Here is a 12,657-nt window from a genome sequence, read left to right on the forward strand (position 1 = left end):
ACCGTTGAAGACACCCTCGGCGCGGGGAGGGCCAGGCTAGAGTCGGCCGCCCTTGAGGTCGGCGAGGAAGGCGGACCACTCGACGGCCGGGAGCGAGAGGTAGCCGGCGTCGCGGTGCTTGGTGTCGCGGATGTGGACCTGCTGGGGGGACTCCGCGACCTCGACGCAGTCCTGGTGTACACCTCCGCTGTAACTGGATTTGCGCCAGTTCGCGGCGACCTCGATGCAGTCGCCGCCGTTGCCGCCGCTATAGGTGCTCTTCTTCCAGATCTCCATAACGCTCTCCGCTTATCTTTCTCAGATGGGCGATCGACTGCGGGAATGGGAGACCCTCCGCAGCTAGAAGCCCGAAGACACTGTTGAGTTCCTGGACTTGGGGCGAAGAGTCGATCACTCCACCGCCCAACATGTTCTCTACATAGCCGACTGTCTGCGTCCCGCTGAGCACCATCACCCGGAACGGCTCGCAGAGGCTCAAGCTCGAACGCGGTGTCGGTAGTACTTGGACCCGAATCACCCCCTCGTCCGCAAGATCGAGGATATGACGGATCTGCCCTCGCATCACCCGCTCGTCCCCGACTGGATCAAGGAATGCGGACTCCTTGATCACGAACCAGAGGAGAGGGCGGTTGCTACGGATCATGCTCATCCGCTCGGTTCGGGTTTCCACCATCTGCTCGATCTGGTCAGGAGGTGTGGTTACCTGCCGTTCCTCCAGCAGGACTCGGGCGTAGTCCCTGGTTTGAAGAAGTCCGGGTATGCGGAGCGACTCGTAAGCGCGGATCTCGGTAGCGCGCTGTTCAAGGAGCAACGCGTCCTTGAACCATTCGGGGACGTAATGCCGGTTGGTGAGCTCGTGCCACAGACGGCTGAGGGTTCCGCCTGTCTCCAAAGCCCTGTCCAATTCTTCCGCTTGCTCCCGCTTCGGGGAACGCTCCAAGCGTTCGAGCTTTCCGATCATGGTGTAGTGCATGGCCATCTTGGTCGCCAGCTGTCGCTGCGTCATGCCTGATGACTGGCGCATTCGGTGGAGTTCCGCTCCGAACTGACGCCACCTGGCGCGGTCGTCTTCTTCCATGGAACCAGGGTGTCTCTTCAGAAGACAGAATGAGACAGATACGCCAAGAAGAGCCAGAAGTGTATCCCTCATGGCAGGTGGGCGTAACCGGCGTCATCCTCAGAAAGGAAGGGAACGAAAAGACCCCGGCGACCGACGCGACCGGTCCCGGGGCTTGGCCACCAGCTAGCAAGGAGCTGATGACATGTCCGAGCCTATCCCGCCTGCCCCGAAAACCGGGGTGCCTTCGCCTCGCCGTGCCGACGGCACACGCCCCTACCTCTCCCCGGCGACCGAACCTCCCGTTCCTCCCGACTACACGCGGTTCTGCGAGATCCACACGCGCCACCGGGAACGCTGGAGCCTCACCTACGCCGCCGGGCAGCAGGCGCCCTACCGGGCTCACTACCGCCACGGGGGCGGGATCGCGCTCGCCGCCACCGATCTGGACGCGCTGGACTTCGCCCTCGCCGGTTTCGCTCCGCAGCCGAGTACGCGCCCCTACCTCGGTTCCGCCGACGCCTCCGCGCGGTCCTCCGCCCGTCCGGCTCGGGTTCCCGATCCCCGCGAGGTCCGATGCCTCCACGAGACGGCCGACGACCTCGCCGCGAGTACGCACGAGCACGCCTACTGGACCTCCGCCGTCCGCGACGCCTCCCTGGAGATCCTGGCGCGCATCGCCGCCCTGCTCGGCGACGCCTGCGGCGGTCCCGAACCGGCTACGAACCCGACGGGGCGCTCCGGCTGCCTGCGGCCGGCCGCGCACGACGGCCGCCATCTCGACGGCTCCGGGGAGACCTGGGGCGACGACACCCGGGAGGACGCCCGATGAGCACCGTGATCCGGCCCGCGCGCCCTCGCCGCCAGCCCGCGACCGTCCACCCCGCCGCGCTGCGGCTGCGGCGGATCTTCCCCGGCGTCACCGCGTGGTACGGCACCCACACCGGAACCTGGTGGGCCATGCTGCCCGACCACCCGCACCTGCTGGAGGCGTCCACCGCCGAAGCGCTCGAACAGCTCCTCGCGGCGCTGATCCTGGGGCATCGCGCGCCGTCCGACGCCCCTACGGCGGGCTCCGCCCCTTCCCGCCCGGCACCGGCCGGGGAACGGGGCGGCGCCGGGACTCCGCGGCCGGTCGCCGGAGGCGAGGCGCGGAGGCGGGCGTTCGGCCGTCCACAGGGCCGGAACGACGCGTGGAGGGTCGGCACCGGGATGGCGCAGACTTGGGACAGTGCCGTCTCAGACCGCCGTCCGCGGGTCCGCCACGGGCCCCGCCCGCCCGCCGCACAAGCGTCCTGACCGCCTTCGGCCGGTCCGCGGGTCTCACGGCACGTTCCACGAGGTTCACCCGAGGGGAGTGTCCACCACGTGAGCGCATCCGACCCTGCGGATCCCGCGGCCGGTCGCGCCGGAGCCGACGCCGGCGACCGCGTGCTGTCCGTGCCGGCCATGGGCCTGGTCGTACTCGTCGGCGTCTCCGGCTCGGGCAAGTCCACCTTCGCCCGCCGCAACTTCCTGCCCACCCAGGTGGTCTCCTCCGACGTCTGCCGCGGGCTGGTCAGCGACGACGAGAACGACCAGAGCGCCACCGGCGACGCGTTCGCGCTGCTGCACCACATCGTCGCCACACGGCTGCGCCGCGGCCTGCTGACCGTCGTCGACGCCACCAACGTGCAGCAGCGCGCCCGCGCCGAGCTGGTGCGCATCGCCAAGAAGCACGACGTGCTCGCCACCGCGATCGTGCTGGATCCGCCCGAGGCCGTCCCGCACGAACGCAACGCCGCGCGCACCGACCGCGACATCGGTTCGCACGTTCTGCACCGGCAGCGCCGCGAGCTCAAGCGCGGCCTGGACCGACTGGGCGAAGAGGGGTTCCACCGGGTGCACGTGCTCGGTGATCCGGCCGAACTCGCATCGGCGAAAGTCGAGGTGGAACGGGCTCGGAGTGACAAGCGCGACCTGACCGGCCCCTTCGACATCATCGGCGACGTGCACGGATGCCGGGCCGAACTGGAGGAGCTGCTGTCCGGGCTCGGCTACGCCCTCGCGCGCGACGACGAGGGCCGCGCCGTCGGCGCGCACCACCCTCAGGGCCGCACCGCCGTGTTCGTGGGCGACCTCGTCGACCGAGGGCCGGACAGCCCCGGCGTGCTGCGCCTGGTGATGGGTATGGTCGAGGCCGGCGACGCGCTGTGCGTGTGCGGCAACCACGAGGACAAGCTGGTGCGCGCGCTCGAAGGCCGCAAGGTCCGGGTGCGCCACGGGCTGGCCGAGACCCTGGAGCAGATCGGCGCGGAGCCGGAGGGCTTCCGCGACCGCGTCCTCGCCTTCTGCGGCGGCCTGCTCAGCCACTACCTGCTGGACGAGGGCAGGCTCGTGGTCGCCCACGCCGGGCTGAAGGAGGAGTACCACGGGCGGACCTCGGGCCGGGTGCGCTCCTTCGCGCTCTACGGCGAGACCACCGGCGAGACCGACGAGTTCGGATTGCCGGTCCGCTACCCGTGGGCCCGCGAATACCGGGGTTCGGCGGCGGTGGTCTACGGGCACGTGCCCACGCCCGAGCCGGAGTGGATCAACAACACCGTCTGCCTGGACACCGGGTGCGTGTTCGGAGGGCGGCTCACTGCGCTGCGCTACCCCGAGCGCGAGCTGACCGCGGTCCCGGCGCAGCGCACCTACTACGAGCCCGCCCGGCCGTTCCGCGCGGCCGCGGACGACAGCGGTGCCCGGGCCGATCGCGGCGCCGCCGTGATCGGCGTGGGCGACGTGCTGCCTGAGGGGCCCGTCGGCTACGTCGAGACCGGATTCGGCCGGGTGGCCGTTCCGCGCGACAACGCGCTCGCCGCGCTGGAGGCGATGAGCCGGTTCGCGGTGGATCCGCGCTGGATGCTGTACCTGCCGCCGACCATGGCGCCGGCCCCCGCCGCCGCGGATCCGGGCGCGCTGGAGCGCCCCGAGGAGGCGTTCTCCCTCTACCTGGACCAGGGCACCGCCCGCGTCGTCTGCCAGGAGAAGCACGCGGGGACGCGCGCGATCGCGGTCGTGTGCCGCGACTCCGCGGCGGGCGACCGGCGCTTCGTGCCGGGCGGCGACGGCGCGGTGTTCACCCGCACCGGGCGCCCGCTCTTCCCCGACACCCCGGTGGAGGCCGAGGTGCTGGCCGAGCTGCGCGCGGGGATCACCGCGGCCGGGCTGTGGGAGCGCTTCGGTACCGATTGGATCGCCTTCGACGGCGAGATGCTGCCCTGGTCTGCCGAGACCGGAGCCGGGGCCGGGGCCGGGCCCGAAGGCCCCCTCCGTGGGCGGCACGCGCCGGTGGGCGGGGCAGGGCCGCGCTACGCCCCCTTCGTGGTCCTGGCCGCCGAGGGCAGGGAGTTCTCCGGCGAGGACCACGTCTGGCACACGGGCGTGAGCCGACGCCTGGCCGAGCGCTGCCCCACGGTGGTGCCCACGCGGTACCGCACCGTCGACACCGCCGACCCCGAGGCCACCGCCGCGGCCGTGGCCTGGTGGCACGACCTGGTGTCGGCCGGCGGGGAGGGCATCGTCGTCAAGCCCGCGGACGGCCCGCGGGCCACCGGTCCACGGGGACCGGTCCAACCCGGCCTCAAGGTCCGCGGCCCGGAACACCTGCGCACCGTCTACGGCCCCGACCATCTGATGCCGGAGCGCCTGGCAACCGTGCGCGACCGCGATGTGCGCCGCAAGGGGCGCATGGCGCTCAACGAGCACAAGCTCGGCCTGGAGGCCCTGTCCCGCCACGCGGCCGGGGAGCCCTTCTGGCGCGTCCACCAGCCGGTCTTCGGGATCCTGGCCCTGGAGTCCGAGTCAGCGGACCCGCGCCTGTAGGTCGTTGATCTTGTACCTGCGGGCACGGGAAAGCGTTTTCACTCACCGTAGGTACAAGATCAACGTCAGTCGGTGGGGGAAGGGGCGCCGGGGAGCGGTCTCGCGGACGGGACGAGGCCGGTCCCCGGCGCGTTCGGGGATGGCGGCGAGGCGCTCAGGTGAGGGGGCCCTGGCGCCGTTGTCTTCTCGGGCGGGCTCGGTGCCTCGGCGCGGCGACCGGCTCGGCGCCGACCGGACCGGCGAACCGACGCGCCCTCAGGTTTCGGGTTTCTGGTCCTGCGGAAGGGCTACCCGGATACACGCCGATATAGCAGGCGCCCTCGCTTCCTCCCCGGCGCGCGCGGGAGCAGGGAGGGTCTGTGCAGGGAAAAGGAAGCTGCGCGGCGACCGCAAATTTCCGGGCCGCGGTCGCGTGCGAAGCCGGTGCGGGGGTCGGCCGCCTGCTGCCGGGTTCCGCCATGGCGCCGGCGCTCCCTTCTCGTTCCTTCGCCGGATCGCGTCCGGCTGTGCCGCCCTTACCGCAGGTGGGAAGCGCCGTTGACATCCAGGACCGCGCCCGAGGTCCACACCGCCTCCGGCGCGGCCAGGTAGGCCGCGGCCGAGGCGATCTCCTCGGGTGCGGCGACACGGCCGAAGGGGCTCTGGCCGCTGACGGCCTCGCCTGCGGAGCCCTCCAGGCGGTGCTGGACCCGCTCGGTGAGCGTGAACCCCGGGGCCACCGACGCGACGCCGATGCCGTAGGGGCCGAGTGAGACGGCCAGCGACTGGCCCAGCGAGTGCAGGGCCGCCTTGCTCGCGCCGTAGGCGGGCATGTCGGGCTCGCCGCGGTAGGCGCCGCGCGAGCCGACGTTGACGATCCGCCCGGGGGTACCGCGCTCGATCATGTGCCGCGCCGCGCAGTAGCTCAGGTTGGCGGCGCCGAACACGTTCACCCCGATGATGCGCCGCCAGGTCGCCTGCCAGTCGGCGTAGGAGGTCTCCGGCAGCGGGTGCGGGATGACCGCGGCGGCGTTGTTCACGAGCACATCGAGCCCGCCGAGCCCTTCGACGGCGGCCGCGACGACGGACTCGGCCGCCGCCGGGTCGGCGATGTCGCCGTGGACGAGCACATGCTCGCCGCCCTCCAGGGACGCCAGGGTCGCCTCGCCCTCCTCCTCGCGCGAGGCGTAGTGGACGGCCACCCGCTCGCCGTCGGCGGCGAACCGCTGGGCGATCGCCCGCCCGATGCCGCCCGAGGCCCCGGTGACGAGGACGCCGCGGTTGCGCTCAGCGCTCATACGGCGCGGATTCCGCGGCCGAAGGCCGCCAGACGCGTGGTCGTCGCCATGTGCCGTCCTTCCATCGCGGAAACCGTGCCCGCAGTCGCGTGCGGCGACCATCGTTTACCGGCGAGTAGCCGCATGTCAACAGGCCCCGGATCACTGTTGATCTTGTACCTGCAGTCATCGTGCGCGCTCCGCAATGACCGCAGGTACAAGATCAACGTGCCTGAGCGGTCGGGTCCTGGCGCGGCCGGCTTACTCGGGAGGCTCCTGCCGGCCCCGGGCCGGGAGTGCGACGGCAGGGGTCTGGACGTGTTCCGGGCGCAGGCCGAACATCATCACGCGGGCGATCAGGTTGGACCAGGGCCCGGTGCCCCCGACCATCCGCAGCAGCGGCGGCAGCGACGCGTCCTCCTCCAGCGCCTTGCTGATGACCTGGCGCTGCAACAGCTGCTGAACCGCCTGGGTGCCGACCGTGGGCATCCGGCGGCGGCGCTGGACGCGCCCCAGCAGCTCGGGGTTGAGCGTCTTGGCGAAGCGCTCGGGATCGCTCTGGGCCTCCAGCAGCGGACGCGCGAGCAGATTGGCGGTGGCCACGGCGTCCTGGATCGCCAGGTTGATGCCCACGCCGCCGACCGGCGTCATGGCGTGCGCCGCGTCCCCGATGGCCAGCAGCCCCGGGCGGTACCAGCGCTCCAGGCGATCCTGGGTCACGTTGAGGAAGGCGACCTTGGACCAGTCGTCGATTTCGCGCACGTTCTCGCCGAGGAACGGCAGCAGCCCCAGCAGCTCCTCCTGGAAGGTCTCGATCGGTTCCGCGCGTGTCCTCGCGTATCCGCCCTTGGGGATGAGGAAGGCGACCTGCCAGTAGTCTCCGCGGTCGATCGCCACGGCCATCGCGCCGGAGCCCAGATTGCCGTTCAGTCCGCTGGGGTCCTCGGGTTTCCGGGGAACCCGAAGCCACAGCACGTCCATCGGTACGCCCAGCTCGGTGGGGACCATGCCGGCGGCGTCGCGCAGGCCGGAGTCGCGTCCATCGGCGGCGATGCTGAGCACGGCCCGCAGTTCGTGCTCCCGCTGCCCGCCTTCGCCCTGCTCGCCGTCCCCGTTCTCGGGCCGCTGCCGATACCGGATGCCGCGGACCGCGCCGTCGTGTTCGACGACGCCGGTGGCCTCGGTGCTCATCATCAGCCGGAAGCCGGGATAGGAGCGCGCGTGATCGGTGAGCATGTCGAGGAAGTCCCACTGGGGCATCATCGCGATGTAGGGGAACCTCCCCGAGAGCGTGCTCAGGTCGGCGGCGACGATGGGATCGCTGCCGCGCCCGACCGTCAGAGTGCTGACCTTGCGGTGCGGGCGCTCATCCAACCGCTCGGCGAGCCCCAGTTCGTCGATGACCGCCAGAGTGGAGGGATGGACCGTGTCGCCGCGGAAGTCGCGCAGGAAGTCGCGGTGCTTCTCCAGCACCGTGACGTCCACGCCGGCCCGCGCCAGCAGCAGGCCGAGCATGATCCCGGCGGGGCCGCCGCCCGCGATGGCGACGGTCGTGTTCTCGGTGTGCGGCATCGCAACCTCCAGAGCGCGGCCGGCGGAGATCCCCGGACCACACCGGGAGCCGGTCCGTCATCGTGATCCAAGCCCTCGCGGGCCGTGCCGTCCAGTGGTCGTCGATGGTTTCGTCCCCTGAGACGACGACCGCAACCGGCCGAAACGCTGGTTACCCGCGGGTAGTAAAATCGGGTGACGTGGATTACGCTCCCGGCATGGACACCGCTACGAGTACTCCCGGTAGCTCCGCGTCGTCGGCGGGGCTACAGGACGTCGCCCCCCGCCTCACCCGCCGCGTGGCCGCCGCGTCGGGCAAGACCACGACCACGACGGCGCCCTTCACCGGTGCACCCCTGGCCGAACTCCCGGAGTCCACGGCCGACGACGTCGTCGCCGCCTTCCAGCGCGCCCGCACAGCGCAGCGGTCCTGGGCGGCTCTGTCGCCCCGCGAGCGCGCGGAGCCGTTCCTGCGTTTCCACGACCTGGTCCTCGAACGCCAGCGCGAGATCCTCGACATCATCCAGTGGGAGACCGGCAAGGCCCGCCGCCACGCCTTCGAAGAGGTCTACGACGCCGCGGCCGGCACCCTGCACTACGCCCGGCAGGCCCCCCGCCTCCTGCGCCCGCAGCGCGTCCCCGGCGCCGTGCCCGGCGCGACCCGCACCTACCACCGCCGTGCGCCCAAGGGCACCGTCACGGTCATCACCCCCTGGAACTATCCCATCGCGCTGCCGGTCGCCGACGCCGTGCCCGCGCTGCTGGCCGGCAACGCCGTGGTGGCCAAGCCCGACACCCAGACGGCGCTGAGCGCGCTGTGGGCCATCGAGACCGCCATCGAGGCAGGCCTGCCCGAGGACCTGTGGATCCCCGTCATCGGCAGGCGGGAGGAGGTCGGCGATCCGCTCATCGACAACGCCGACTACCTCTCCTTCACCGGGTCCTCTCCGGTGGGCGCCGAGATCGCCCAGCGCGCCGCCGGCCGCCTCATCGGCTTCTCCGCCGAACTCGGCGGCAAGAACCCCGCCATCGTCTGCTCCGACGCCGACCTCGACTGGACCGTGGAGGGCGTACAGCGGGCGAGCTTCAGCAACGCGGGCCAGCTGTGCATCTCGATGGAGCGCCTCTACGTGCACGACTCGGTCTACGACGAGTTCGCCGAGCGCTTCGCCGACGCGGTGCGCGGCATGGAGCTCAACGCCGACTTCGACTACACCGCCGACATGGGCTCGCTCACCTACCGCAAGCAGCTGGACCGGGTAGCAGCCCACGTCGAGGACGCACGCGCCAAGGGCGCCGAGGTCCTCGCCGGCGGACGCGTCCGCGACGACATCGGCCCGATGTTCTACGAACCCACGGTCATGTCCGGGGTCGCCCCCACCATGGACGCCTGCGCCGCCGAGACCTTCGGCCCCCTGGTCTCGCTCTACCGCTTCTCCGACGAGGACGAGGCCGTCGCCGCCGCCAACGCGTCCGACTACGGCCTCAACGCCAGCGTGTGGACCCGCGACACCGCGCGCGGCCGGCGCCTGGCCGAGCGCATCGAGGCCGGCACGGTCAACGTCAACGAGGGCTACGGCGCCGCTTGGGCCAGCTACGGAGCCCCCATGGGCGGGATGAAGCGCTCGGGCGTGGGCCGCAGGCACGGCCCCGACGGGCTGCTGCGCTACACCGAGTCCCAGACCGTGGCCAGCCAGCACTTCGTGGGCTTGGGCGGCACCCCGGGCATGAACGCCCAGACCCTGTCGACGATGATGACGGCGAGCGCGCGGCTGATGAAGCGCTTCCGTATCCGCTGACCCGGGCTCGCGGCCGCGCCGGCGCGGCCGCGAGCCCTCCATGGCCCCCTGACCTGCACGAACCGCGCACCGGGAGTGCTGTGTCCCCGCGGTCCGGAGCCAGTGAAATTCCACACTCCATCCCTCTGCCGCAAAAAGCGGGAAACTCCTGCGCCGCATGCCGACCGGGCGTAACCTGCGCTTCACGTGGCCGCCGTACGCCCCCCTCTGCCCTCGAACCGGCGACGGCGGCGACCACGCAGTCAACGGAGGGACAATGCGAATAGCGGACGCCAGTATCCGGGGCGGCAGCGGCGTCGAAACCGGTCGCCCCGCCACCGATTCGGCGGCCCGCCCGCCCCGCAGCGCCGACCACGGCCCGCCGGCGGGCGGCGCGGTCCGCGGTCGGCCGTGTTAGCCGGTGAGGTGTTCGGCTCGATCACCCGCGCTGTGAACGAGCCGATGCTGCTGGTGGGGCTCTCCGGCGAGATCCTCGGCCGCAACGCCGCAATGCGCCGGCTGTGCCCGGGTGCCGACACCGGGGCGAACCTCTACGGGCTCAGCTCCGACAGCCCCGAACTGGTCGGGGACACGCTGCGGCGATGGGCCCGCGCGGGTGAGCCGCGGGCCGGTGTGCTCGCCCTGGTCGGCCCCGAGGGCAGGCCGCGGCGCTGTCCCGGAGTCGGCAACCGCGCCGCCTGGGCCGACACCGGTGAGCCCGCAGTGCAGATCCGCCTGGTGCCCGCACTGGACCGCGACGGCCCCTCCGAGGCCGACGAGCGCGAACGCCGCCTGCGCGCCCGGCTGGAGCGCGAGCACGAGATCGCCCTGGGCCTGCAGCGCAGCCTGCTGCCCGGCCGCGTCGAGGACGCACCGCTGGAGGTGGCCGCCGAGTACGTGCCCACCTCCTACGGTGCCGAGGTCGGCGGCGACTGGTACGACGTCTTCCCGGTCGCCGCCACCGACCGCGTCGGCCTGGTGATCGGCGACGTCGCCGGTCACGGGCTGCCCGAGGCCACGGTCATGTCCCAGCTGCGCAGTGTGCTGCGCGCCGCCGCGCTGGAGGAGGGCACCCGCCCCGACCGCGTCACCGCCCGCCTGGACGCCTACGTCGACACCTACCTGCCGGAGAGCATGGCGACCATGTGCTACGCCGTCTACGACCCCGGAGCCGACGAACTGGTCTACGCCAACGCAGGCCACGTCCCGCCCATGCTGCTGCGCGGCGACGGCACCTGCGAGCGGTTGGACGCGGTCGTCGACCCGCCGCTGGGCTGCTCCATGGGCGGAGAGCACCGCACCGCGCGCGTCGCGGCGCGTCGGGGCGACATGCTGGTCTGCTACACCGACGGCGTGGTCGAGCAGCGGCGCGAGTCGCTGGACACGGGGCTGGGTCGGCTGTCTTCACTGCTCACCGGCTTCGCCGACCCCATGCCCAAGGACGTCTGCGCCGGGGTGATGGCCTGGTCCGAGCGCACCGACCACGCCGACGACAGGGCGGTGCTCGTGGCCGGGTTCTGAGCCCTCGGCGAGGATCTAGACTAAGAGCGATCCGATCCCCGTGCGCTGCACGCTCCTACCTGCGGGAAGGTTTCTTCCGTGTCCCCTTCCGACGCCGGCGAGACCGCGTTCGACACAGTCCTCGTCGTCGACTACGGCGCGCAATACGCCCAGCTCATCGCGCGGCGGGTGCGTGAATGCCACGTGTTCAGCGAGATCGTCCCCTCGACCATGCCCGTCGAGGAGATGCTCGCCAAGCGGCCCAAGGCCATCATCCTCTCCGGCGGCCCCTCGTCGGTTTACGCCGAGGGCGCTCCCCAGGCGCCGGCGCGCCTCTTCGATACCGGCGTGCCCACCCTGGGCATCTGCTACGGCTACCAGGCGATGGTGCAGGCGCTGGGCGGCACCGTCGCCCGGACCGGGCGCAGCGAGTTCGGCCGCACCCGCATGGAGAGCGGTACCGACACCGTGCTCTTCAGCGGCCTGCCCGCCGTGCAGACCGTGTGGATGTCCCACGGCGACTCCGTCGCCGAGGCGCCCGAGGGCTTCCGCACCGCCGGCAGTACCGAGAGCACGCCGGTCGCCGCGATGGAGGCGCCCGAGCGCGGCCTCTACGGTGTGCAGTTCCACCCCGAGGTACTGCACACCGAGCACGGGCAGGCGGTGCTGCGGCACTTCCTTTACCAAGGTGCCGGCTGCCGTCCCACTTGGACCATGGTCAACATCGTCGACGAGCAGGTCGAACGCATCCGCGCCCAGGTCGGCGGCAAGCGCGCGATCTGCGGGCTGAGCGGCGGCGTCGACTCCGCGGTCGCGGGCGCCCTGGTCCAGCGCGCGATCGGAAACCGCCTGACCTGTGTGTTCGTCGACCACGGGCTGCTGCGCAAGGGCGAGGTCGAGCAGGTCGAGAAGGACTTCGTGGCGGCCACCGGCGCGGTGCTCAAGGTCGTCGACGCCCAGGACCGGTTCCTCGACGCGCTCTCGGGTGTCAGCGACCCCGAGGAGAAGCGCAGGATCATCGGCAGGGAGTTCATCCGGGTCTTCGAGCAGGCCGCCCGCGAGGTCGTCGCCGAGGGCGGCAAGGACGGCGACGACGTCGAGTACCTGGTGCAGGGAACCCTCTACCCCGACGTGGTGGAGTCGGGCGGCGGTACCGGTGCCGCCAACATCAAGTCGCACCACAACGTCGGCGGGCTGCCCGACGACCTGCGGTTCTCGCTGGTCGAGCCGCTGCGCGAGCTGTTCAAGGACGAGGTCCGCCGTGTCGGCGAGGAGCTGGGCCTGCCCTCGGAGATGGTGTGGCGCCAGCCCTTCCCCGGGCCCGGCCTGGCCATTCGCATCATCGGCGACGTCACGCGCGAGCGCTTGGAGGTGCTGCGCGAGGCCGACGCGATCGCCCGCGAGGAGCTCTCCCGGGCGGGCCTGGACCGCGAGATCTGGCAGTGTCCCGTGGTGCTGCTGGCCGACGTGCGCTCCGTGGGTGTGCAGGGCGACGGCCGCACCTACGGCCACCCGGTGGTGCTGCGCCCGGTCAGCAGCGAGGACGCGATGACGGCCGACTGGTCGCGGCTTCCCTACGAGGTGCTGGCGACCGTCTCCAACCGGATCACCAACGAGGTACGCGAGATCAACCGCGTCACCCTGGACGTCACCAGCAAGCCGCCCG

10 protein-coding genes are annotated in these 12,657 nt (G+C 71.8%); 6 read left to right on the plus strand and 4 right to left on the minus strand.

Going from position 1 to position 12,657, the window contains the following annotated elements; translation table 11 throughout:
- Positions 1-36: 36 nt before the first annotated feature.
- Positions 37-276, minus strand: a complete 240-nt coding sequence (locus LP52_RS25180; RefSeq protein ID WP_040276912.1) for a DUF397 domain-containing protein — start codon at positions 274-276, stop codon at positions 37-39.
- Positions 248-1,078 carry a helix-turn-helix domain-containing protein gene (locus tag LP52_RS25185; RefSeq protein WP_169775409.1) on the minus strand — a complete coding sequence of 277 codons (831 nt, stop codon included), beginning with the start codon at positions 1,076-1,078 and terminating at the stop codon, positions 248-250. The genes LP52_RS25180 and LP52_RS25185 overlap by 29 nt, the downstream gene beginning before the upstream one ends.
- Before the next feature lie 184 nt (positions 1,079-1,262).
- Between LP52_RS25185 and LP52_RS25975 the strand changes: the two genes are divergently transcribed.
- From LP52_RS25975 to LP52_RS25205, 3 genes are all read left to right on the plus strand, one after another.
- The gene (locus LP52_RS25975) at positions 1,263-1,889 is read left to right on the plus strand and encodes a hypothetical protein (RefSeq protein WP_157036480.1); all 627 of its coding nucleotides are present in this window, start codon (positions 1,263-1,265) and stop codon (positions 1,887-1,889) included.
- Complete coding sequence (locus tag LP52_RS27560; RefSeq protein ID WP_040276913.1) at positions 1,886-2,356, plus strand: hypothetical protein; 471 nt, start codon at positions 1,886-1,888, stop codon at positions 2,354-2,356. The genes LP52_RS25975 and LP52_RS27560 overlap by 4 nt, the downstream gene beginning before the upstream one ends.
- A gap of 69 nt (positions 2,357-2,425) precedes the next feature.
- Complete coding sequence (locus tag LP52_RS25205) at positions 2,426-4,906, plus strand: polynucleotide kinase-phosphatase (protein ID WP_274518839.1); 2,481 nt, start codon at positions 2,426-2,428, stop codon at positions 4,904-4,906.
- Between the two features lie 515 nt (positions 4,907-5,421).
- Here LP52_RS25205 and LP52_RS25210 read toward each other — a convergent pair.
- Both LP52_RS25210 and LP52_RS25215 read right to left on the minus strand, forming a co-directional pair.
- Positions 5,422-6,183, minus strand: coding sequence for an SDR family NAD(P)-dependent oxidoreductase (locus LP52_RS25210; RefSeq protein ID WP_040276914.1), 762 nt, complete (start codon positions 6,181-6,183; stop codon positions 5,422-5,424).
- Between the two features lie 240 nt (positions 6,184-6,423).
- Entirely contained in the window at positions 6,424-7,734 is a 1,311-nt protein-coding gene (locus LP52_RS25215) for an FAD-dependent oxidoreductase (protein WP_052810265.1), read from the minus strand.
- Between the two features lie 197 nt (positions 7,735-7,931).
- On the opposite strand from LP52_RS25215, the gene LP52_RS25220 reads away from it, so the two are divergent.
- From LP52_RS25220 to guaA, 3 genes are all read left to right on the plus strand, one after another.
- A complete protein-coding gene (locus LP52_RS25220; RefSeq protein WP_040276915.1) occupies positions 7,932-9,512 on the plus strand; it encodes a succinic semialdehyde dehydrogenase in 1,581 nt (526 codons plus the stop codon).
- 429 nt (positions 9,513-9,941) lie between these two features.
- The gene (locus tag LP52_RS25225) at positions 9,942-11,012 is read left to right on the plus strand and encodes a PP2C family protein-serine/threonine phosphatase (RefSeq protein WP_238581094.1); all 1,071 of its coding nucleotides are present in this window, start codon (positions 9,942-9,944) and stop codon (positions 11,010-11,012) included.
- A 78-nt stretch (positions 11,013-11,090) separates the two neighbouring features.
- A partial coding sequence (gene guaA / locus LP52_RS25230) for a glutamine-hydrolyzing GMP synthase (protein WP_040276917.1) occupies positions 11,091-12,657 on the plus strand: 1,567 nt, incomplete at its 3' end.

Source organism: Streptomonospora alba (assembly GCF_000826685.1).
In the GTDB taxonomy this organism is placed as follows: Bacteria; Actinomycetota; Actinomycetes; order Streptosporangiales; family Streptosporangiaceae; genus Streptomonospora; species Streptomonospora alba.

What these genes read in the sequence shown, in the direction of transcription:
- LP52_RS25180 (WP_040276912.1), bottom strand. Translation starts at nt 276, where the DNA reads ATGGAGATCTGGAAGAAGAGCACCTATAGCGGCGGCAACGGCGGCGAC.
- LP52_RS25185 (WP_169775409.1), bottom strand. Translation starts at nt 1,078, where the DNA reads ATGGAAGAAGACGACCGCGCCAGGTGGCGTCAGTTCGGAGCGGAACTC.
- LP52_RS25975 (WP_157036480.1), top strand. Translation starts at nt 1,263, where the DNA reads ATGTCCGAGCCTATCCCGCCTGCCCCGAAAACCGGGGTGCCTTCGCCT.
- LP52_RS27560 (WP_040276913.1), top strand. Translation starts at nt 1,886, where the DNA reads ATGAGCACCGTGATCCGGCCCGCGCGCCCTCGCCGCCAGCCCGCGACC.
- LP52_RS25210 (WP_040276914.1), bottom strand. Translation starts at nt 6,183, where the DNA reads ATGAGCGCTGAGCGCAACCGCGGCGTCCTCGTCACCGGGGCCTCGGGC.
- LP52_RS25215 (WP_052810265.1), bottom strand. Translation starts at nt 7,734, where the DNA reads ATGCCGCACACCGAGAACACGACCGTCGCCATCGCGGGCGGCGGCCCC.
- LP52_RS25220 (WP_040276915.1), top strand. Translation starts at nt 7,932, where the DNA reads ATGGACACCGCTACGAGTACTCCCGGTAGCTCCGCGTCGTCGGCGGGG.